The sequence below is a fragment of the Mycoplasma sp. 1578d genome (assembly GCF_024582695.1).
In the GTDB taxonomy this organism is placed as follows: Bacteria; Bacillota_I; Bacilli_A; order Mycoplasmatales; family Metamycoplasmataceae; genus Mycoplasmopsis.
The window spans coordinates 83,849-106,465 of record NZ_CP102081.1; the positions used below are offsets into that span (position 1 = coordinate 83,849).

At 28.6% G+C, this 22,617-nt stretch carries 23 protein-coding genes, 1 tRNA gene and 1 other RNA gene; 11 read left to right on the forward strand and 14 right to left on the reverse strand.

Annotation, left to right across the window (positions count from 1 at the left end):
- Positions 1-2: 2 nt before the first annotated feature.
- The 3 genes from gpmI to NPA11_RS00415 all read right to left on the reverse strand — a co-directional run bounded on the left by gpmI (position 3) and on the right by NPA11_RS00415 (position 3,258).
- Positions 3-1,520 carry a 2,3-bisphosphoglycerate-independent phosphoglycerate mutase gene (gpmI, locus tag NPA11_RS00405; protein WP_257043652.1) on the reverse strand — a complete coding sequence of 506 codons (1,518 nt, stop codon included), beginning with the start codon at positions 1,518-1,520 and terminating at the stop codon, positions 3-5.
- A gap of 87 nt (positions 1,521-1,607) precedes the next feature.
- Complete coding sequence (gene rsmG / locus NPA11_RS00410) at positions 1,608-2,294, reverse strand: 16S rRNA (guanine(527)-N(7))-methyltransferase RsmG (RefSeq protein WP_257043653.1); 687 nt, start codon at positions 2,292-2,294, stop codon at positions 1,608-1,610.
- On the reverse strand, positions 2,284-3,258 hold the full coding sequence (locus NPA11_RS00415; RefSeq protein ID WP_257043654.1) for a ribose-phosphate pyrophosphokinase: 975 nt from the start codon (positions 3,256-3,258) through the stop codon (positions 2,284-2,286). Before NPA11_RS00415 ends, rsmG begins: the two co-directional genes overlap by 11 nt.
- Before the next feature lie 132 nt (positions 3,259-3,390).
- Between NPA11_RS00415 and NPA11_RS00420 the strand changes: the two genes are divergently transcribed.
- A tRNA-Arg gene (locus NPA11_RS00420) sits at positions 3,391-3,467 on the forward strand.
- Positions 3,468-3,531: 64 nt separating this feature from the next.
- Here NPA11_RS00420 and NPA11_RS00425 read toward each other — a convergent pair.
- A complete protein-coding gene (locus tag NPA11_RS00425; RefSeq protein WP_257043655.1) occupies positions 3,532-4,005 on the reverse strand; it encodes a hypothetical protein in 474 nt (157 codons plus the stop codon).
- 10 nt (positions 4,006-4,015) lie between these two features.
- Positions 4,016-4,399, reverse strand: a complete 384-nt coding sequence (locus NPA11_RS00430; protein ID WP_257043656.1) for a hypothetical protein — start codon at positions 4,397-4,399, stop codon at positions 4,016-4,018.
- Between the two features lie 217 nt (positions 4,400-4,616).
- On the opposite strand from NPA11_RS00430, the gene NPA11_RS00435 reads away from it, so the two are divergent.
- From NPA11_RS00435 to NPA11_RS00460, 6 genes are all read left to right on the forward strand, one after another.
- Complete coding sequence (locus NPA11_RS00435; RefSeq protein ID WP_257043657.1) at positions 4,617-5,453, forward strand: MurR/RpiR family transcriptional regulator; 837 nt, start codon at positions 4,617-4,619, stop codon at positions 5,451-5,453.
- 77 nt (positions 5,454-5,530) lie between these two features.
- Positions 5,531-7,543, forward strand: a complete 2,013-nt coding sequence (locus NPA11_RS00440; protein ID WP_257043658.1) for a fructose-specific PTS transporter subunit EIIC — start codon at positions 5,531-5,533, stop codon at positions 7,541-7,543.
- A complete protein-coding gene (locus tag NPA11_RS00445; protein WP_257043660.1) occupies positions 7,521-7,799 on the forward strand; it encodes a hypothetical protein in 279 nt (92 codons plus the stop codon). The genes NPA11_RS00440 and NPA11_RS00445 overlap by 23 nt, the downstream gene beginning before the upstream one ends.
- Entirely contained in the window at positions 7,792-8,697 is a 906-nt protein-coding gene (locus tag NPA11_RS00450) for a type I phosphomannose isomerase catalytic subunit (protein WP_257043661.1), read from the forward strand. Before NPA11_RS00445 ends, NPA11_RS00450 begins: the two co-directional genes overlap by 8 nt.
- A gap of 166 nt (positions 8,698-8,863) precedes the next feature.
- Positions 8,864-10,756: a P68 family surface lipoprotein gene (locus tag NPA11_RS00455; protein WP_257043662.1), complete on the forward strand. Its 1,893-nt coding sequence runs from the start codon at positions 8,864-8,866 to the stop codon at positions 10,754-10,756.
- A 399-nt stretch (positions 10,757-11,155) separates the two neighbouring features.
- Positions 11,156-13,015 carry a P68 family surface lipoprotein gene (locus NPA11_RS00460; RefSeq protein ID WP_257043663.1) on the forward strand — a complete coding sequence of 620 codons (1,860 nt, stop codon included), beginning with the start codon at positions 11,156-11,158 and terminating at the stop codon, positions 13,013-13,015.
- Positions 13,016-13,074: 59 nt separating this feature from the next.
- On the opposite strand, the gene NPA11_RS00465 is transcribed toward NPA11_RS00460, so the two are convergent.
- From NPA11_RS00465 to rpsP, 7 genes are all read right to left on the reverse strand, one after another.
- Entirely contained in the window at positions 13,075-13,887 is an 813-nt protein-coding gene (locus NPA11_RS00465) for a glycerol transporter subunit C (protein WP_257043664.1), read from the reverse strand.
- A gap of 1 nt (position 13,888) precedes the next feature.
- Positions 13,889-14,836 carry a sugar ABC transporter permease gene (locus NPA11_RS00470; RefSeq protein WP_257043665.1) on the reverse strand — a complete coding sequence of 316 codons (948 nt, stop codon included), beginning with the start codon at positions 14,834-14,836 and terminating at the stop codon, positions 13,889-13,891.
- Positions 14,817-15,995: an ABC transporter ATP-binding protein gene (locus tag NPA11_RS00475; protein WP_257043666.1), complete on the reverse strand. Its 1,179-nt coding sequence runs from the start codon at positions 15,993-15,995 to the stop codon at positions 14,817-14,819. The genes NPA11_RS00470 and NPA11_RS00475 overlap by 20 nt, the downstream gene beginning before the upstream one ends.
- A 161-nt stretch (positions 15,996-16,156) precedes the next feature.
- A complete protein-coding gene (locus tag NPA11_RS00480; RefSeq protein WP_257043667.1) occupies positions 16,157-17,215 on the reverse strand; it encodes a hypothetical protein in 1,059 nt (352 codons plus the stop codon).
- Positions 17,216-17,385: 170 nt separating this feature from the next.
- Positions 17,386-17,736 (reverse strand): 50S ribosomal protein L19, encoded by a 351-nt coding sequence (gene rplS / locus NPA11_RS00485; RefSeq protein WP_257043668.1) that lies wholly within the window; start codon positions 17,734-17,736, stop codon positions 17,386-17,388.
- On the reverse strand, positions 17,726-18,409 hold the full coding sequence (trmD, locus tag NPA11_RS00490) for a tRNA (guanosine(37)-N1)-methyltransferase TrmD (RefSeq protein ID WP_257043669.1): 684 nt from the start codon (positions 18,407-18,409) through the stop codon (positions 17,726-17,728). Before trmD ends, rplS begins: the two co-directional genes overlap by 11 nt.
- A 3-nt stretch (positions 18,410-18,412) precedes the next feature.
- Positions 18,413-18,661 (reverse strand): 30S ribosomal protein S16, encoded by a 249-nt coding sequence (rpsP, locus tag NPA11_RS00495; RefSeq protein ID WP_257043670.1) that lies wholly within the window; start codon positions 18,659-18,661, stop codon positions 18,413-18,415.
- Positions 18,662-18,767: 106 nt separating this feature from the next.
- On the opposite strand from rpsP, the gene ffs reads away from it, so the two are divergent.
- The 4 genes from ffs to tsaD all read left to right on the forward strand — a co-directional run bounded on the left by ffs (position 18,768) and on the right by tsaD (position 20,818).
- Positions 18,768-18,863: signal recognition particle sRNA small type (gene ffs, locus NPA11_RS00500), an RNA gene on the forward strand.
- Between the two features lie 53 nt (positions 18,864-18,916).
- Positions 18,917-19,321, forward strand: a complete 405-nt coding sequence (gene tsaE, locus NPA11_RS00505; protein WP_373457096.1) for a tRNA (adenosine(37)-N6)-threonylcarbamoyltransferase complex ATPase subunit type 1 TsaE — start codon at positions 18,917-18,919, stop codon at positions 19,319-19,321.
- The gene (tsaB, locus tag NPA11_RS00510) at positions 19,321-19,881 is read left to right on the forward strand and encodes a tRNA (adenosine(37)-N6)-threonylcarbamoyltransferase complex dimerization subunit type 1 TsaB (RefSeq protein WP_257043671.1); all 561 of its coding nucleotides are present in this window, start codon (positions 19,321-19,323) and stop codon (positions 19,879-19,881) included. Before tsaE ends, tsaB begins: the two co-directional genes overlap by 1 nt.
- 1 nt (position 19,882) lies before the next feature.
- Positions 19,883-20,818 (forward strand): tRNA (adenosine(37)-N6)-threonylcarbamoyltransferase complex transferase subunit TsaD, encoded by a 936-nt coding sequence (tsaD, locus tag NPA11_RS00515; protein WP_257043672.1) that lies wholly within the window; start codon positions 19,883-19,885, stop codon positions 20,816-20,818.
- A gap of 3 nt (positions 20,819-20,821) precedes the next feature.
- On the opposite strand, the gene NPA11_RS00520 is transcribed toward tsaD, so the two are convergent.
- Together NPA11_RS00520 and NPA11_RS00525 are read right to left on the reverse strand one after the other, a co-directional pair.
- A complete protein-coding gene (locus NPA11_RS00520) occupies positions 20,822-21,622 on the reverse strand; it encodes an alpha/beta fold hydrolase (protein WP_257043674.1) in 801 nt (266 codons plus the stop codon).
- Position 21,623: 1 nt separating this feature from the next.
- Complete coding sequence (locus tag NPA11_RS00525; protein ID WP_257043676.1) at positions 21,624-22,604, reverse strand: lipoate--protein ligase; 981 nt, start codon at positions 22,602-22,604, stop codon at positions 21,624-21,626.
- Between the last annotated feature and the right edge of the window lie 13 nt (positions 22,605-22,617).

Sequence of the window (22,617 nt, forward strand, 5' to 3'; positions counted from 1 at the left end):
TTTTATGAGCAATTACATTTTTTAAGAAGTGATTCTTCGTCCATTTGTGGGGCTTTTTCAATCCCAAGGTAATCTAAAATAGTTGGAGTAATATTTGCTAATTTACCATCTTTAAGCTTAAGTGATTTATCAGTGGAAATCAGCATAACTGGACTACTAGTGTGTTTGGTTGCAGGATTCCTGTTTTCATCTTCAGTAATTTCAGCGTTTCCGTGATCAGCGGTAATAAAGACAGTCACATTATTTTTTTCAGCAAATTCAATTACCCGATTAATTTGTTGATCTAAAATTTCAACTGCTTTAATTGTTGATTTTAGGTTTCCGGTGTGCCCGACCATGTCTGGATTAGCATAATTCATAATGGTTACATCAAAATTAAGAGCATTTTCAATTAGAGCATCAGTAATTTCTTTAGCTGACATTTGTGGAGCATCAGCATATGATTCCACTTTAAGCGAAGGAACCATGATTCGATGTGAATTTTTAAATTCAATATCTTTTCCGCCATCCATAAAGTAGGTAACATGAGCATATTTTTGTGTTTCAGCAAGTCTAAGCTGGGTTTTATTGTTTTGCTCAAGCACTTTTCCAATCGGAGTATCAATTTCCATTTCAGAAAAAGCTACAATAGTTTCAATCCCTTCGTATTTCATCATTGAAACAAATTTATCAATTTTAATTTTAGTAGTAGGTTCTACAGTGTAAAGCGGAGAACCGATAAATAAGTGAGTTAATTGACGAGCACGGTCAGGACGGAAGTTAAAGAAAATAATACTATCATTATCCTTAACAAAATATTTTTTATCAATAGTGCGATTATATGCAGGAACAAAGAATTCGTCAGTGATATCTTGATCATAACTTTGTTGAATGTATTCTTGAATGTTCTCAAACGAATTTTCTGATTTACCTAAAAGAGCATGATAACCTTTTTGAACGCGATCAAACATTTTATCACGATCCATTGAGTAAAAACGCCCAGCGATAGAAGCAATTTTATATCCGTATTGTTCTGTTAGTTTAATTAATTGTTCAAGTGAGTTGTTAATTGAAGCAGGAGCTACATCTCTTCCGTCCCCAAAAACGTGGACAGAAACATCTTTTACACCATTAAGATATGCTGATTTTAAAATTTCAAATAAATGTGAATCTAAAGAGTGAACTCCACCATTTGAAAGTAGACCCATAATGTGCAATGTTGCATTGTTTTTTTTAACGCTTTCAAATGCTTGCACAAATGCCTTATTAGTTTTAAATTTACCTTCAGCTAATTCCTTAGCAATTAGCGATAATCCAGTGTAAACAATAGTTCCAGCTCCAATATTCAAGTGCCCAACTTCTGAGTTACCCATTTGTCCTTTAGGCAAACCAACAAATTCTCCCGAAGCTTGTATCAATGAGTTTGGATATTCTTTAAATAATCGATCAAAAGTAGGAGTTTTAGCTAATGCAAACCCATTTCCTTGAGTTTCTTTTCTTAATCCTAAACCATCAATAACAATTAAAATAGTTTTCTTCATCTCTCTCCTTAATATTTAGTTTATTATACCTTTTTCTTCCTATTTTAGGGGCTTAAAATGTTTTTATAAAAAGATTAAATTCACAAATTAATCTTTTGTGAATTTAATAATGTCTTTTCATTTGTAAGGAAATTGTTTTGGTGTGCTTCTTTTTTTAATAATTTCAATCACTGTATTTTGTTTATTATTTAAAAGATTTGGCAATTGAAATAAATTCACATTTATGGTTAATAGTTTGAAAATATTTCTGGCTTGTTCAAGTTCTTCTTGATATTTTTGGCTCTTAATTAAAGCCATTTTCCCGTTAACTTTAACTAAATGAAAAGCACACATGAGCATAGTTGCTACACTTCCTACTGCTCGTGCAGTAACTATGTCAAAAGCATTTTTTTCAAGAGTCTCTTCAGCACGATAGTTGTAAACTTTAACATTTTTTAAATTTAATGTTTCAATTACTAAATTTAAAAAGCTCACTCTTTTTTGTAAAGGTTCATAAATTGTGAACATTTGGTTTGGCGAGACAATTGCATAAGGCAGCGAAGGAAATCCAACCCCAGCTCCAATATCTAGAATTTGTTCATGCTTTTGATTTATGATTGAATCCATAAAAATTAGTGATTCATAAATACCTTCTTCTCAGAGTTTGTTTCCTGAAAACCCAGTTAAATTCATGACTTTATTTTTTTGTTCAATCAACTCAACATACTGAGCTAATTTTTCAAAATCTCAATTATTTTTTTGACACAGATCAAAAGTCGTTTGTTTAGCTTGCACGTAGTTCTTCTTTCATTGATAGATAAACCTCTGACACGCTAGTTGCTGAATATTGCGCTTTAATAACTTTAGCTAAAAAATCTCCCAGAGAAACAATTTTTAGTTTTTTGTATTTAGATGCTAATTCACTATTATCAATACTGTCGGTAATGATCACTTGTTTAATCGCATCATTATTTTCAAAAATTTCAAATCCTTTACTGAATAATCCATGAGTAGCGGCTATTACAATATCTTTAGCTCCGTTTTGTTTAAGTGCTTCAGCGGCTTTAATTATAGTCCCGCCTGTATCAATAATATCATCAATAATCACGGCATTTTGATCATTAATATCACCAATTATTCCCATGATTTCACTTTGATTCACTCCGGTTCTACGTTTATCAATCACGCAAATTTTGGCAGTATCATCAATAATTTCAGCCAACTTTCTTGCTCTTACAGTTCCTCCGTGATCTGGTGATACAACTGTAAAATCTTTATTATATGTTTTTAATGCTTGAGCAATTGTGTATTGAGCACGTAAATCATCAAGCGGTATATCAAAAAATCCTTGAATTGATGGATTGTGTAAGTCAATGCAAATTAATTTAGTTGCTCCTGAAACTTGGAGTAAATTAGCCACTAATTTAGCTCCAATTGGTTGACGACCACTTGCTTTACGGTCTTGGCGGGCGTATCCGTAGTAACTTAAACATACAGTGATGGTTCGAGCACTAGCTCTTTTAAGCGAGTCGATAAATAAAAGTAATTGCATAATGTTATCATTAACAGGACGACCTGTGTTAGCGATAATAAATACATCTCGCCCGCGCACTGTTTGTTCTGAAACGATCATGTTTTCGCCATCTGCATATGTCGTTTTTTGAATTTTAGTTAAAGGAATTTTTATAATTTTTGAAATTTTTTCAGCTAGTTGAATTGAATTGTCCATTCCGAATAGAATAATATTTTTCTTTTCCATTGTTCCTCTTGAGTAGTTTATAATATTGAATATCTTAATTATATTCTTTATTACCTTAAATCTCGTAAAATAAGGGTTATAAATAATCTTTTTACTTTTAATTTTTGTGAAATATTATAAAATTATTCTAGTGGTCGCGTAGCTCAGCTGGATAGAGCACAAGCCTTCTAAGCTTGTTGTCACAGGTTCGAATCCTGTCGTGATCGCCATTTTTTTATTTTAATAATACAAAAAACAAAAATAGTAAAAACTATTTTTGTTTTTTAACTGCAATTATTGGGTTGATTTATTTAAATTATTTAATTTAGTTGCCTCTTTATTTGCATTACTAATTACCATTATGTAAAGTGCAATTGATATAAATGGCACAAAAATTGAAATTATACCTAAGATTAATAATTTGTTATATTTTTCATATTCAAAAAAATCATTTTGAAAAAAGCTACTTTTAATATCGTAAATATTAAACATTATTATAATACGCAATACTAGAGATATTAAACCAAGAATAAATATAAAAATACCAGGGATTATATAATATAGCATAGCTTCGAATATTAAGGGATACTCCTCATTGTCTAATCCTGTTTCTAATCCACTCCGTGTTTCTAAATAATTTCATATTTCTGTTTGTATCTTTACATATACTACAACAAAAAATATAAAAAGTATAAAATTGACGAAATAAAAAATAGTATTTATGATTGACAATATCTTAGCTTTTTTAAGTTTTTGAGAAATATTCATTATATTCCTTTTAATTCATTTGATTTAATGTTTGTGTTGTGGTTTTAATAGTTTTGATATACAAAGCAATTGAGTATCCAGGTAAAAGATATCCTTTAAAACCCAATTTTGATAATTTTTGATATTTTTCAAGTTGCTCAACATCATTTATACTTGAGTAAAAAAATATAATATCTTTAATAGTTGATAAAAGTTTTAAATAGAGCAAATGTGAAGTCATTGCAAGCGGTAAAACCAGTATTGTTGCAATAATCAATAATGTAAAATTTAATGAAAGAATAAGCACAACTAAAGCAGCGATTAAAAATCCAAAGTAAATTAATATAACAAATGCCAAGCCCAATAAAATTTTTGATAATTGTTTGGCTTTTTTAAGTTTTTGAGAAATATCCATTTTGTCCTTAATATTGTTTTAATATGCTTATTATACACAATTCTTAAGCACTATAGATGAGCAACTCTAATTTTAGTAATATTTTTATTATCTTAAAATTAAGAGAAAACCATTTATTAGGTAAAGGTTTTATTATAAATTAGTTTAAAATCTTGTTCTTAGTTATATTAAATTAGATCATTATGGAATTTTGTAAAATTAATTCTAGGTAGTAATTATGAAAGACACTGCATACACATTTTTTAATCAAAAGCAATTAGATAAGTTAACTAAAACTGAACTAATTTTAATCAACTTTGCTCAAAAGCATCCAGAAAAGTTTTATCAATGCTCAATTAAACAACTTTCAAATAATACTGGAATTTCTTTATCAATAATTAGCAAGGTTGCAAAAAAGTTAGATTTTGATTCATTAAAAGATATGCAGTTTTATGTGTATCATAATTTTTTAAACACTGATTTAAAGGTTTTGGAAAACATTAATTATAAAAAGCTTATTTTAAAGCAATTATTTTTATTTTATAAGGAAAGCATTTCCCAAACATCACATTTATTGAACTTAAATGAAATTAACCAAACAATTGAAAATATTTTATCCCATGAACGTATTTATTTATACGGAGCAGGTTCTTCATATTTAGCCGCATCAGAATTAGCAACAAATATGCAAAAATTAGGAATCAATTCAATTAGTTTTAACGATTTTCATTCACTCCTTTTAATCACCACACAAATTGATATTAATAATAAATTTGTGATCTTGTTTTCAAAAAGTTGCAACACGAGAGAAATTAAATTTATTATTAATTTATTTATCAAAAACAAGATCAAATTTTGTTTAATTACCTCAAATAAACAAGCAAAAGAAAAATATGAAAATGTAATTTTGTATTCAACTATTGAGCAAAGTAAGCGATTTATTTCAATTTCATCCAAAATAAATCAACAGTTTATTGGAGATTTAATCTTCTTGATTCTTCAACATGAAAAAGTTAAAAATTATAATGATAAGCTTGCTTTTAACCTTGATATTTTAGAACAATGAAACAAATAATTTTGTAGCTATTAAACAATTTAGCGAAATTATTTTCTTTTATCAAAATATAAAAATACTCATTATAGAATTCAAGTATGAAAGAATATGAAGTATTTAAAAGTGATTATGTGTTTATAGAAAATAATTTGAATAGCATTGATGAGGTTTTTGCTTTTGTTGCTAAACAAGCAAAAGACTTAAAAATTTCTCAATCAGAAAACAATGTTATAAATGCATTAAAAGAACGCGAATCACAATTTTCTACTGGGTTAGAAAAGGGATTTGCAATCCCGCATGCTCAGAGCAAAGCAATCGAAAAACCAAGTTTGTTTTTTATTAAAACAAACGGACAAATAGAATGAAATACCTTTGATAAGTCAAAGGTCAATTATATATTTGTTATCTTAATTCCAGACCAAAACAAAGAAACCTTGCACATGGATATATTAACCAAAGTTTCCACGATTTTATTGGATAGCAATGTGGTGAATAAACTTACTCAAGATGTATCAAAAGATGAAATATATCAAATCATAAGTAGTTTCTTAAACAATAAAACTTTAAATAATACCAATGTTTCAAGTAGTAAAAAAGTGGTTGGGATTACTTCTTGTGCCGTAGGAATTGCCCATACTTATTTATCTGCTGAAACACTTAATAATAAATTAATACAACTTGGATATAGTCCTAAAATTGAAACACGAGGTTCGGTTGGAATTCAAAACAAACTCAGTTCACAAGATATTGATCAAGCCAAATTTGTTATTATTGCTTCAGATGTGCAAATACCATTAGATGATTTTGATGGTAAAAAAGTTTATGTTACATCAACCAAAGAAGCAATTCACAATCCAAGTGAAGTTATCCAAAAAGCACAAAATGCAAGTATTTATCAATCAAATAAAGTCAAAACAACTTTAACCAACCAAACCCAGCAAGGTGTACTAAGACACATTGTTAATGGGATTTCATACATGATTCCTTATGTAATTTTTGGTGGAATTATGATTGCTCTTTCGCTAGGTCTTGGAAAGAGTATTTATGGAAATAATACCGCTGCTCCCAAAGGTGATTTTCTTTGATGAATTTTAGAAATTGGAGTAGTTTCATTTACTTTAATGATCGGGGTATTGGGTGCGTATATCGCATACTCCATTGCTGGTCGTGCTGCCTTAATGCCTGCATTTGTAGTCTCATTTATTGCAAATAAAAGTGATTTATTCTTTAGTATTGGTGGAATTTCTGCTGTTACCCCGATGGGATTTATTGGAAGTATTTTATTCGGACTTATTATTGGTTATACAGTCAAATGAATTACTAATTTTAAAATTCAAAAATCAGTAAATGCTCTCATCCCAATGTTTGTTGTTCCAATTGGGGTCGCATTGTTTTACTCTCTTTTAGTTATTTTTATCATTGGGGCACCAATTGGTTGAGTCATGGATAAATTTATCGCCGCACTGCAAGGTATTTTTGTTGATAATTCGAATATTGGAATCTTTGTTTCATTGCTTTTAGGAATTTTATTTGGTGCAATGGCTGGTTTTGATATGGGAGGACCAATTAACAAAGTTGCATTTTTAACTTCTACTGCATTAGTTTCGCAAAAAATCTTCCAACCAATGGGGATGGTTGGAGCAGCGATCCCAGTTGCACCTTTAGGTATGGGATTGGCAACATTGATTTTTAGAAAGAAATTTAATAATAATGAAAAATCTTTAGGTGCTTCAGCTATTTTCATGGGATTTATCGGAATTTCAGAAGGAGCAATCCCGTTTGCTGTAGTAGATCCTAAACGTGTGATTACAGCTAATGTAGTTGGTTCAGCAATAGCTGGTGGTTTAGCTGGGTTATTAAGTGTTACTAATGCAGCTGCTCATGGTGGGCCAATAGTTGCAATTTTAGGTGCAGTTGGATCACAAGCTCATGGAACTGGGTTAGGAATTTTGTTCTTCTTTGTTAGTATAATTGTTGGGACAATTATTACTGCTCTAATTTATGGTTTTTGAAAAGACAATGATCTTAAAAAATCACCAAAACTAGCGTTAATTTTAGAGAAAATCAATTTCTTTAAGAAAGGAAAACATGACAACCAAAAAACTCTCTAAGGGTAAATTATCAAAGGATATGATAATTTTAATTACATTATTAACAGTTGCTATTAGTTTATTAATAACAGGAATAGTTTTGGTTGTTTTAGGAAGTGGTGATTATCTAAAATTTGTTGAAAATAGCTCAGCACAAATTCAAATTTCTCAATTTATTTATGGCCTTTTTTCTTTAATTTTGTCAGTTCTGTTATTTATTTTAACTGGATTATTTGCAAATTCACGATTTAATAAAAAACTCAATAAAAATGAATAAAATAATATTTTTAAAACCATATTTTAAAAAAACCCTATGAGCAAATGACAACATTAAAAAAATGTATCACTTGCAAAATAATGTTGGTGAAGCTTGACTTATTTCTACAATAAATAAACATGAATCAATAGTTAAAGGCAGTGAGCAAAAATTTAGTGATTTTATTAAAGAAAACCCAAGTTTCTTTAATTTAACAAAAGAGCGAGTTCAGACATTTGTTTATCCGAATTTAACTAAATTTTTAGATGCTAAGTTGCCATTAAGCATTCAAGTGCACCCAGATGATGAATATGCACAAAAATTAGGAAGTTTAGGTAAAAATGAGTGCTGATATGTGTTAAAAAATAGCCAAGAACCATTTATTTTAGGCACTAATACTACTGATATTAGGATAATTGAACAAAATATAAATACTAAAAATATTGAGCAATATTTAAACAAAGTTCCATTGCAAGTAAATGATTTTGTTTCAATTGAAAGCGGTTTAGTACATGGTATACCAGCTGATACTTTAGTTTTTGAATTACAACAATCTAGCGATATAACCTATCGATTGTACGATTATGAGCGTGTCGATGAATTGGGCCAAAAAAGACAAATACACATTAAAGAATCTTTAGAAACCATTAAATTAAATTTAAAACCCAAGGTTCAAAAACAATTAACGAATGGTTTTTACCAAACTAAAAACTTTAATCTAACCAAGCTTGAATTAAACAATCAAGAACTGAAGGTTTCCACTCATCTAGCAAAACATTGTGTAGAAATAGTGATCTATCAGGGAGAAGGTTTTATTAATTCTATAAAGATAAAAGCTGGTGATGTACTCATAGTCAGCAAACAAGCACTAAATTTTAAATTAAAAGGACAAATAAAATTATTTTTAAATTATTTGTAAAACCCAAACAAACCCAAAAGATAACGAAATTCTCTTTTGGGTTTTTATCTATTTTTTAATTGAAATTATTTTGTTTTATTATAAAATTTTATTTTGTCAACAAACGCATTTTAGAAAATGTGTTTTTTTAGTTATAAATATTTTAATTCTTCTATAATATAATAATATGAATAAAATTAGAAGAATAAAATCTTTGACATCTATTCTTGCTCTATCATCAGCAGGTGTGCTAGCAGCAAGTTGTCAATCAAATCAAGTTAATACAGTTAATTATCCAACAGACAAGGCTGCTTCGGATAATAAAATTGTGCTCGCAACAGCACAATCAGAAGTTTATCCATTAACAATGGCATTAAAAAGTCTAGTTCCACTTTATAATGAGCAAATGAAGAATGAACCAGGATTTGTAAAAGTTGAATTTCAACCTTCAGAGATAACAAAAGTTGATTCTGAACTTGGTTTAACTAGCCAAAATGAAAATTACATTAAATCAAATTCTGACAAATTAGCCAATTTATTGTTAGGGAACCAAACCACAGCTTACGTAATTAATAAATATGGAAAAATATTAGATACTAGTTCAGTTTTATCTCCGAGTGATTTCCCAGAAAAAATTCTTAAAGCACACAATCAATTAGTAGGAGAACAATTATCAAATAACAAAATATACAATTTACCTTTTGACATTTCAGACACAAACGGATTTAGTGTAAATATAGACTTATTAAATAAAGCATTAGATTTAGCTAAAGAAGCCGGTGCTACAGTTGATAAAACCGGAAAATTTTTCGAATACCTTGAAGCACAAAAAGATAAAGGCAATAAAATTCCAGAAAGTTCAGCCATTAATTTTTTAAAAGTTAAACCAGATAGCTTAAAAGGTTACACAATTAACGAGAAAACTTTTAAAGGTTTAAATGGTCTATTCGAATTTGCTAGAAAATTAAAATCAGCATTAGAAGTTGATCAAGCAAAAGTTCAAGCATACGGTGATAAGAAAATTATGAATTTACAAGTATTTTCAATTGATTATCAACAAGATGAGTTTCTTAAATCTCTTAACAACCAACTAAAAACTAAAAAATTATGAGAATTAGAAAAAACTAATGGTAAATTTGATTTTTCAAAAGTTAAATATAACATTAAAAATGATCAGCAAATCCAAAAAGTGTTTAAAGATACTTTTGATCAATTTGTAAAAGAGAATTCATCAACCGTTGTGCAACAAGCTACCGGTGGTAGCAAAAATCCAACATTATTTAGAGACGTAAAATACGAAAACAATGTTTCTACTGATGGTGAATGAGCTTCTTGACACATGAGACAATATCAAACCATTTTTGCTGTTGTTGCTTCTGTTGGTTTACCACAATCAATCGATTCACCAATATCTCGTGGTATTAAATTATTTAAAGGTCAAGATCCTAAAAATTGAACAACCGCAGATGATGTTTTCTTACAAGAACAAATCACAAAAAATAATGCCGATGATACATTCTCGACATATATCGAAGGTGGTTCAACTTTAATACCGGTATCAGTTGATAATAATGGTAAAGAAGACAAAGGGACTTTATTGTTTTTAAAATGATTATATAAACAAAATGTTAATTATAATGGTGAAAAAATCGCTGTTAAGGATTTATTAACCAGAAAATCAGCATACTTTATTCCAACAAAAGACGTTACAGATAGAGGTCTTCAATTCTATACTGATTCAGAAAAACAATTCAAAGATAAAATTGCTAAAAACAAACAAGAATTAGAAAAACTAACTGACAAGGATTCTAAAAAAGAAGAATTACAAAAAGGAATTAATCAGTTAACAATTAATAGTTTATACAATCAGTCTGGCTCTGTATCGGTTAAATCAATGCTTGATTTCTTAAAAAACACTAACGAAGATATATTGAACTTACCACAAAATGAAAAAACCAGCGAAATTATTAGTACAATTACTAGATTATTATTAGATTCGACCTTAGATAATAATCCACAAAAAGTAACTGGAGAAGTTGCCTTGCAAAAAGTGTTAGAGATTATTGATAAAAAAAGTTAATTTAAAAATTAGAACTGCTCAAACTAGGACAGGAAAATTGGACATTCTGTCCTTTTATTTATCATTATTTAGAGTAATACATCATATGAAACAATTTACTCTCGGACAATCATTAAGCAATTATTAAAATATTTTGAATATCATAAAAAATCTAAAAATTTGGAAATTATAAAAAAACAGAACAAAACTTATTAAAGTAGCTCAGATTGAATGTTTTAAAAATTCGTACATAGAGCAATCTCGATTTGTGTAAACCGAATTTAAAAAATTCAGAATTTAATTTGAATTTCTTGATTTTAGTTATAGAATTTTATTTTATCAGCAAACGCATTTAATAATGTGTTTTTTAGTTTAACATTATTGTATCTATTTTTTAATATAGTTCTATAATTTAAAAATATGAATAAAATTAAAAGAATAAAATTTTTAACTTCTGTTTTAGCTGTATCATCAGCAACTTCAATACTGGCAGCAAGTTGTCAAGCGAATCAATCAAATTATCCAACAGATAAGGCGGCGTTGGATAAAAAAATCGTTCTTGCTGCATCACAAACACAAAAATGACCATTAATCATTGCTTTAAATGAACTTATACCACTTTATAATGAGCAAATGAAAAATGATCCAGACTTTTTAAAAGTAGAGTTACAAACCAGAGAAATAACTGGAGCCCAAAATGAATTAGACTTAACCAACAAGTATGAAAATTACATTAAATCAAATTCTGAAAAGGTGGCTAATTTATTATTAGGAAATCAAACTACAGCTTATGTCATTAATAAATACGGTAAGCTTTTAGACACAACTTCAGTTTTATCTCCACACGATTTTCCTACAAAATTACTTAAAGCACACACACAGCTAGTAGGAGAAGATTTAACTAAAACCAAAATCTACAACTTACCGTTTAATGTGTCAGATACAAACGGATTTCTTGTTAATATAGATTTATTAAATAAAGCATTAGATTTGGCACAGCAAGCCGGTGCTACAGTCGATAAAACTGGAGAGCTTTTCAAAACTCTTGAAGCACAAAAAGACAAAGGAAGTAAAATTCCTGACAATTCAGCTATTAACTTTTTAAAAGTTAAACCAAATAGCTTAAAAGGATATACTATTAATGAAAAAACCTTTAAAGGGTTAAATGGTCTATTCGAATTTGCTAGAAAACTAAAATCAGCATTAGAAATTGATCATGCAAAAGTAGAAGCTTATGGTAAAAAAATCAATAGATTAAACATATTTGCCATCGATTATCAAGAGGACGAATTCTTTAAATCAATTAACAACCAATTAAAAGGTAAGCAGTTATGAGAATTAGAAAAAAATAATGGCCAATATGACTTTTCAAAGGTTAAATATAATATCAAGGACGATCCAAAAGTTCAAGAAGTTTTTAAAAAGACTTTTGACCAATTTGTTCAAAATAATTCATCAGACGTTGTACAAGAAGGAATGACCGGCGGCGATCCAGTACTATTTAAAGATATAAAATTCAATGACAATGTTAATGAATGAGCTCCTGGTACTATTAGAAACTACAACACCATTTTTGCAATCGCTGTATTAGTTGGTTTTGAACGGGCAGTTAATTCACCAACATCTCGTGATTTTTATTCTACAGAAGACCCAAAAACTTGAGCAACTAGAGATGATGTTCTTTTAAAAGAGCAAATTACCAAAAATAATGCTGATGATACATTTTCAACATATTTTGAAGGTGGTTCGACTCTAATTCCTGTTTCGGTAGATAACAATGGCAAAGAAGACAAAGCAACCTTATTATTTTTAAAATGATTATACAAACAAAAAGTAGATCTTAATGGAGAAAAAATAGCTCCAACAGATTTAATAACCAGAAAATCAGCATACTTTATTCCAACAAAAGAGATTGTTGATCGCGGTGTTGGATTTTATAATGATGTAATAAAAAAATTCCAAGAAAAAATTGCAGAAAACAAAGCCAAAATTGAAAAAAATGATCCCCAAAAAGAACAATTACAAAAAGAAAATGATACTTTAGAAACATATACTAACAATACTTATTCTGGTGCTGCATCATTTAAATCATTTTTTGATTTTTATAAAGATAATAACGAAGATATATTAAATTTACCAAAAAGCGAAAAAACCACCAAAATTATTAAAAAAATCGAGAGTTTATTACTTGAATCAAATTTAGATAAAAATCCTAACAAAAAAATAAACGGTGAAATGGCTTTACAAGAAGTGCTTAAAATTATTAATGATAAAAGTTAATTAAAAAAGCAATTAATAACAAAAAAGGACGCCGGGTCCTTTTTTGTTCAACTTTAATTCTAGATTGACTTTACAATTTTTTTTGAAAAAATAAAATAAACAATTAAAGGAAGAGCTACAACTATTAAAGCCCCTGCAGATTGAATATTTTGAAAATATCCACCAGCTGGACTAGCTCCAATTTGTCTAAATCAAATTCCAACAGTATTGGTTTGAGTACCGCTTAATAGATAATTTGGTCATAGAAAATCATTTCACACTGACACAAACGAAAAAACAATTAACAATAAGTATATTTCTTTCATTTCTTTTCAATAGATCAAATACATTTTTTGTCACACGGTTAAATTATCTACCAAAGCAACTTTATGATATTTTTTCTTACTTTTTTCAAAATGGATAGATAAGTTATACATAAAAAAATACGAGAAAATTGAATTTGTCACTAAAGAGAGTGGAGTAAGTGAATTTGCTAAATGCAAATCATTTAATAATTTATCGAGCGAAAAATAAATTGTAAATTCAGGAATAAACGAAAAAAATAAAACAATAATTCAAACAGTTTTTGTAATTTTCTTTCTCAATTTGGATAATCCAATTACAAACAATGAATAAGTCACAAGGCGAATAATAATCAAAGCCAGCGAACTTTCTAAGGATATTAAAATTGCATTTCAAAACAATTTATCTCCAAAAAAACTAAAATTTCTAAATTCAAATTCTTTGAAATATAGAAAATAATTTTTGTTTGTGACGGCTGAATTTGACATAAAAGCCAATAAAATAAGCATATAAAGCGGAAATAAAATTATCATAATTACAAGTAAAACAAATGCAATTATTAAGATATCCTTGATGATTTTTTTATACATTTTATCTCCTTTGTTTTTTATTAAGAATTTTTTTAACTGACATCTTTACGATAAAAAAACCAAATCAAGTAACAATAAATAAAAATAATAAATATAAAATTGTTATCACACTAGCTGCATATGCTTTGTTAGCATCAACGGTTAAAGCACCTCCAAAAGGTCTAGTTAATTGAAAAACATAACTAGCCAATGTGTGTCCTTGAGTTGATACTACCTTACTTTCTTCCATAATTGCTCCAGGGAACATTAAAAATGAAAACACTAAATTAGTATAAGTCACCAAAATAAAAGATTTACTAAATTCTTGATAATATAAATATTTTAATTTATCAAAAAAACTTAAATTATCAACTTTGATTAATTTTCGGTATTTTTCGTTAATTCGACTAAAAATAAAACTAAAAATGACTATATTAAATGGCATTGATCTTCAAAGTTGAAAGATTAAAAAATAAAATTTAATACTAAGTCGATCACTCCCATAAATAAAACTTTTATTCGAGTGAAACAGACGAAAGAATAAATTCTCTTGACCAAAAAGCAAAATAAATGCCAAACCAACAGTAAAACTAGAAATAAAGAATTGCGAGTAAATTAACTTTAAAAAGAAATTTTTACTTCTTCTTAAAGTCAGAGCACTGATTGAATATGCGATTGTAATTGAGAATAATAAAGAAAAGAAAGTTGGCACAAAAAATAAAAACGTAGAGTTAGAGATTGCTATTTGAAAATTTGGATCAATAAACACTCTTTGATAATTATTGATTCCGTATTGATAAATAAATTTTTTAGTTTGGCTTGGAAAAGTGATAAAGGATTCGCTAATAGTATTAATGATTGGATAGATATAAAAAATAAAAACAATTACAAATAATGGAAGTATATAAAGGGATGCGATTCCATATTGTCTTGCTTTTTGTTTATCTCATTTAAATTGCAATTTCTTCATTTTTAAATCTCAATATTTTTTGTTGATCTATTTTAATATCTACCAAATCACCCACACTTAGTTTGTTATTAGTACTTAGTGATGTATAAGTTGAATCGCAATCACTCACTTTATAAATTGTTAAATCACCAATATTTTCCTTATGGATAATTGTCAACTCACTAGAATAGCCCTTTGCTTTACTAATATAAATATCACGTGGTTTAATAAAAGACTTACTATCTTTATCTTGAGATATTAAATTAAGTTCAGGCGAGCAAAAAAAGTTGGCTACAAAAAAGGTCGCAGGACGGTCCAATACATTGTCTTTTGTGTCAAATTGCTCAATTTTACCATTTCTCATTACCAAAATATAATCGCTAAGTTTGAGTGCATCGTTTTGGTCATGAGTTACTAAGATAATTGATAAATTAAACTCGCGTTTAATTTTAGCAATTCATTCAATTGTTTTTTCTTTAATTTTGACATCCAAGGCCGAAAAAGGCTCGTCCATTAAAATTAATTCTGATTTTTTCACAATAGCTTTAGCAATTAAAACTCTTTGTTTTTGTCCTCCCGAGATGTTTTGAGCTTTATTGTTAAGAATTTCAGTGATTTCTACTTTTTTAGCTATGAAATCCAAATCCTTTTTAAAAAAATGTTTTAGTCGTAATTCTTTTACAAACTCTTTAAAAAAATTCAAGTTTGTAAATAAATAAAACCAAAATAACAAAAATCAAACCCACAAAAAGATTTGTTTTTCTTTTTTAGGATCAAGATTATTTAAATATTTATTTACTTGTTTTGTTATGTATGTAGATTTTTTAATTTTTAAGTCTTTTCAATTTTGTAAAAATTCGCTCCGTTTTTCCTTGCGTCAAACGAACGAATTTTTAGCACTTAAATAAATGTTTTGAAAAACACTAATCTCTTCATATAAGAGGTTATCTTGTAAAATATACCCAATATCAGCAGTTGTGATATTTTTATATAATTCTATTTTTGAATCCTTTGCAATTTCTATTTTAGAAAGCAAATTTAACAGAGTGGTCTTTCCAGCACCAGAAGGGCCCACCAATGAAATTATTTTATTTTTAGGTAACCTTAATTCAGGGATGTTTAAGATAATTTTTTTATCTTTTTTCAAAACTACATTTTTAATAGTTGCAATTTCATTCACAATTATTATTTTATCAAAATGTTGAATTATGAAATTATAAAAGAGAATTAATGACTAGACAAGCCAACATAGCATTAAAAATGCACCTCAAGAAAATTTGAGATGCAATAAATAATTTATTTTTTACTTATCAGAATTTTATTCTGATTTAAAGGATGATTTTATTTAGTTTTAATGTTTAATAATTGTTTAGTAATATCTCAGAATAATTCACGCGAAACTTTGGTGTTTGGTTTAAACTTATTAAAAGTCTCATAATATCAATTTAGTTTTGTTTCTAATTCTTGAAAATTCTTTTCATCTCCATCAAAAAACATGTCAGGTTTTAATTGATCAAAAAAGTCGGTCACTTCTTTTACTTGTTCTTGAAAGTCACCTTGATTATATTTATTAATTTCTTTTCAAAGTTCAACTAAATTTAAATTCGAAACCGCTCCAATAAATTGATCATTATTAGGAACTGAAAAACGAATAATTTGTAATAACTTGTCTTCAATACTTAAATCAGAACCATTTTCAGGTTTTAAATGGTACATTTTTAAAAATATATTATCAAATGACTTAAAGTCTAACGGATTTTTTAATTTAATCGATTCATCGTCATCAAGGTCTTGATTAAGTTTATCAACAATCTCTTTTAGATTAAGATTATTTTTATTTGATTCATAGATTTTTTCTAATATTTTTGAAAAATTCTCAGTGTTTTCATCAAGAGTTGTTTTTGTAGCTAACTGTGTTAATGGGGACACGTCTTGTATTTTAAAAGCACTTGTCAAAAAGTCGCCTAAAAGTTTAACAATTTTATCTTTTAAATTATTGTTTTGATCTAAAATAAACTGAACATTTTCTTGTTTATGTTCATTATAATATTTATGATTTTCTTGTGCAGGTGTTAAAGGCTCTTGAGTTTTATTTTGATTATTTATCTCATTTTTAGGTGCAGTTGGAGCTGAAGAGGTTTTATTTTTGTCTGTGTTTTCGCTATCATTATCAATATTATTATTATTTGTAGTGTTGTTTCCAGGTGTTGTTTCATTTTTAGGCATTGGATTATCGCCAGAATTATTTTTTGGAGCTTCAACTTTGGTTTCTTTATTTTTGTCTTTTTCGGTTTCTGTATTTGGTTTTGGGCTTGTTGTTTGTTGTGTTGTTGAACAAGAAATTAATGTAAGCGGAGTGAGCGATAATAAGCTTGTTAAGTAAAATTTATTTAATTTCATATAATGTCCTTCTTTCTATATATTTTAATTATATTACTAATTAAGTATATAAAGTTTATCAGATTAAATTTCAAAACGCAAACCTATTTATTTTATAAAACTAATATTGCAATAAATTGCATGTAGAAATTAAAAAATCGTCCGAAAGGACGAGATCTGTTTGCTTAATTTTATCTTTTAATTTCTTTAAGACGAGCACTTTTTCCAGTACGGTTTCTCATAAAGTAAAGTCTATGTCTTCTTACTTTATTTGAACGAACTACTTCAATACTTGCAATTAAAGGTGAGTTAAGAGGAAATGTTCTTTCCACTCCAACACCGTATGAAATTTTTCTAACTGTAAATGTTTCACGAGTTCCCGATTCTTTTTTAGAGATAACTAAACCTTCAAAAATCTGAATACGTTCTTTTTCACCTTCACGAATCCGAACGTGAACTTTAACATTGTCTCCAGTTTGAAAGTCAACTAAATCTGTACGTAATTGTTTTTCTTCAACAAGCTCTATTAATTTATTTCTCATGTTTAATCCTTTCGATAATATCAGGTCGATTTTTGAGCGTTTTTTCTCATTGAGCCTGATCTTTTCATTTTTGTATCTCGCTATGATTTCCGTTAAAAAGTACTTGAGGAACTTTCATTCCTTTATACTCTCTTGGGCGAGTATATTGTGGATAATCCAATAAACCTATTCCTTGAAATGAATCGTTTTGGTGCGATTGTTCATTAATCACGCCATCAACTAGTCGAGTGATTGAATCGGCCATAACCATGGCTGGGAGCTCTCCGCCAGTGAGGACATAATCTCCAATTGATAGTTCAATATCAACTAGTTCTACAACTCTTTCATCAAACCCTTCATATCTTCCGCAAATAAATGTAATTTGTTCATGACGTGAAAGTTCTTGAGCAATTTGTTGATTAAAAACTTTACCTTGAGGCGAAACTAAAATTTTATATCCGCCCTGATTTTGTAGCGATTCAAGAGCCAGGTCAATTGGCTCAATTTGCAAGAGCAACCCATGACCACCACCATAAATTTCATCGTCAACCTTATGGTGTTTGTTTTTGCTAAAGGCTCTAAAATCAATAACATTAATCTCAATTAAGTTTTTGGCAATTGCTTTATTAATGATACTTTCAGAGATAAAAGGCTCAAAATACTTTGGGAATAGAGTTAAAAAATTAATTTTCATTGCTTATTTTTTAAGTTCAGCTGTTAGCTTGTTAGCTCTAAAAAGATTTGAAACAGTTTCAGTAGTTTTGGCACCTTTAGCAAGTCATGCTGCAGTTGCCTCTTTATTTAATACAAGTTCTTTGGTAGAAGGATTGTAGTGACCTAAAGCTTCGATAAATCTCCCATCACGTGGAGCACGTGCATCAGCAGCAACAATTTTGTAGACAGGTCTAAATTTGCTTCCCATGCGTCTAAGTCTAATTTTTACCATAGATTACCTCCTTTACTGTCAAGCACTTTTGCTTGACACTTTTAACTAAGTAAGTTAATTATAAACTAAAAATATAAAAGCGAAAATATTTTGATTTTGATATAATAAATAAGCCGTTAAAACAATAACCCACTAACCTGGTCAGGACAGAAATGGAGCAGCCAAATGAGGAAGTGTTGTGTTTGACGGTTTTTTATTTGCATAAAAAACACTATTAAAGCAGAAATTGGTACAATAATATTTATAAAGGAATATATGGGACAAGAAAAAAGTTTATACTATAAAATGGATCAACAAGAAAGTGTTAATTTATTTATAGATTTAATTTTTCCACATATCCAAGAATGTAAAATGGTTTTATTACAAGGCGATTTAGGTGCAGGTAAAACCACTATTGTTAAGTATATAGCTCAAAAACTCCGAATTAAAGACAATATCACTAGTCCGAGTTTTTCATACATGAAAACATATCCTGGCTTAGTCCATATTGATTTGTACAATTATAAGGGCGATCTGGATGAATTTGAGGATTATTTTGAAGATAATATTGTTGCAATTGAATGATCAAACTTAAAGAAATTAGCATATCAGCAATATGTTTTAATTGACATTAAATTTAACAATGATAAAAGAGATTATCAATCTTGGGTGGTGAAATAATGAATGTTTTTCTTGATACAGTCGCAAGTGATTTAGTGATTATTTTGTTTGATGATTCTTTTCAAGTTCACGATTATATTCACATTATTGGCGTTAAAAAGAAAGTAGAATTACTTACAGAGCAATTTGATAGTTTGCTAAACAAGCATAATCTAAAATATAAAAATATTGAGAAATTTTATATTAATAAAGGACCTGGATTTTTTACTGGAGTACGTATTGCTTTAGTTTTTGCTCGTACTATTGCATTATGAACCGGCGCTAAAATTTATACTACTAATTCATTTTTGATTTTAAATAAACAAATTACAAAAGAGACCTTTGTTCTAGATGCAAGCGGAGGTAAAAAATACTTATTAGCTCAAAAAATGATAACAAACGGAAATCCTAATTACATTCAAAACAGCATTAAGGTTGAAAAAAGCGATCAACAAGTTGATCAAATTAATTATCAATTAATAATTGATAATTTTGTAATCTATCAAGATATTTTTACACAAGAAAAATTACTGGATATTACTCCACTATATATAAAAATGCCCCAGATTGGAGAAGTATAAAATGACCATTTTAGGAATTGAAACTTCACATGATGATACATCAATTGCCGTTTTAAGAGATGGTCAGGTTCTTGATATGTGAACCATTTCTCAAATTGATATTTTTAAAAAATTCGGCGGTACTATCCCTGAATTAGCTTCCCGTGAGCATGTTAAAAACATTTCGCTGATCCAAAAATTAATCATGGAGAAATATTCTCAAAGTGATTTTGATTATGTTGCTTATACTAAAGAACCAGGATTAATAGGAACCTTACAAATTGGGTATTTATTTGCTTTTGCTACAGCTAAAACTTTTAATGTTCCCCTCATTCCAGTCAATCATTTGCATGGGCATTTTTTATCAGCTACATTAACCAATCAAATTACTTATCCAGCACTTTGCTTACTAGTATCTGGTGGTCATACTCAATTAATTTATGCGACTTCACATTCAGAGATTGAAATTATTGGTGAAACTTTAGATGATGCAGTAGGAGAAGTTTTTGACAAAGTTTCTTCTCGGCTTGGAATTGGTTTTCCTGGTGGTCCATTGATTGATAAGATTTTCCAACAATATAAGGGTGAATACATTGGTTTCACCATTCCAAAAACAAAAAATGAATTCGATTTTTCATTTAGTGGAATTAAAACCCAAGTTCTTAATTATCTTAATAAGCTAAAAATGAATAAAAAAGAAATTAATACTCAACAAATTGCTGCTAGTTTTCAACGCATTGCCATTGAATATTTAATTCAAAAAACTAATTGAGCTCTCAGTAAATACAAAACTTCCTCATTAGTGCTTGGTGGAGGAGTTTCGGCTAATTCATATCTTAGAGAAGAATTTGTTAAACTTCATCCAAATACCATTATTCCATCAATGAAATATACTACTGATAACGGAGCAATGATTGCTCAAGTCGCTTATTTAAATTTAACAAAAAATAGGTTATAAAACCTATTTTTTAACTAAATGATTAAGCTCATCGATAACTTCTTGAGGTCTTTCAGTGATAATTGCATGTCCAGTTTTCTCAAGAATTTTAGTTGGAAAGTTATATTTCTTTTCAATCATTTCCATTTGTTCTACAGGGGTAAATTTATCTGGATCTCCACTTAATACAGATACATTGGTAGCGTTTGCATATAAATTAGCTACAATTGTTGATAAATATTCTTCGTTTCTAATTTGGTTAGTGACCATGTATTGGAATTTGATTTTCTTATTAGCATAACCCTCTGGACTTCCTTGACATAAGTATTTAGCTACTGCTGAAACTTTTGGAGTTTTTTCATAAAATAGATTTTCACATGCTTGAATGCAACCTGCTTCATCATCTGGAAGTAATCCATTAAGTACAGTTCCTTTGGTTTTATTTAAAGATAAAAATTCATTAAACGGTGCTAAAAGCAAGGTTCCCTTAACTCTTGGTTCTTTATTTAAATATAAAGCGCTTGCCGATCCAAGTGAATGAGACACAAGATAAATATCTGTTTCGTTTTTTAGCACAGTATCTAAAAATTTTTTAACTAAATCAAAATATTGTTCTAAAGTGATATCTTTTGCTGATGAACTATCTCCGCAACCCGGAAAGTCTAAGGCGGCAAATCTAAAATCTCGTTTTAACCTTAATAAAGGTAAAAATGTTTTATATGTACCGCCAAAACCATGGAAAAATAAAACAAGTGGTTTATCTAAATCATTTTCGTTTTCATAGTGATAAGCTATTTCAAAATTGTTAATTGTTACTTTGTTCATATTACTCAAAAATTAATCCTAAAATTTCTTCCTTTTTAATTCCGCCAAAATAATCGTTTAGATTAATTTGGTCTAATATTTTTTCAAATTCTTCTTTCTTAAATTCAATTCCTTTAAATAGACCAATAACATCACTTATTTCTCTTAAACTTAAAAAATCGCCTTGGAACATGATGTCATCAACTCTATTTTCAGAAACATTCAACTTAACACTTAAAATACCTTTGTCAAATTTTTTTGCATTTTCAGCCTTAAATTGTGGATTTTTACCATAAATTCATTCATCCGAAGAGCGATATGCAATGAGTTTTTGAAGATCTTTGCCATATTTATCTAGGGGAATTTGACCTAATGTGGCTCCGAAATTATCGACAAAATATTGAATTAAGCCATCAATAAATTCGTGCACGCTTAGTGAATAATTTAACTCATGAGAAATATTAGTCACTCTTTGACGAACTGATTGAATTCCTTTAGATTCCATTTTAAGTTTAGAAGGATTTAATGCATTTGATAACTTAGTTAAATCAACATTAAACAAGAGAGTTCCGTGAGAAACAATTCTATTTCCTTTGATAAATTGTGCATTTCCACTAATTTTAGCTCCATTACACAATAAATCATTTCGTCCATGAAATTGAGCATTTAGCCCAAGTGAGTTTAAGTAACCAATGATTGGATTAAGGAAGTTTTCATAATTATTAGTTTCATCATTATCTTTGATAAAACTAAAACTAATATTTCCAAGATCTTCATAAACCGCCCCACCACCACTTACACGACGAGCTAATTCGATTTTATTTTTCTCAATATAATCACGTTTAATTTCTTGATGAGCGTTTTGATTTCTTCCAATGATTACAGCATTTTCTTGTTGGTATAAATATAAAATATCTCCTGTTTGTTCTGGATCTGCAACAATTAATTCTTCAATTGATAAATTAACATATGCAGAATAGCTTTTGCTAAAGTAAATCTTCATGCTTATTCAATTA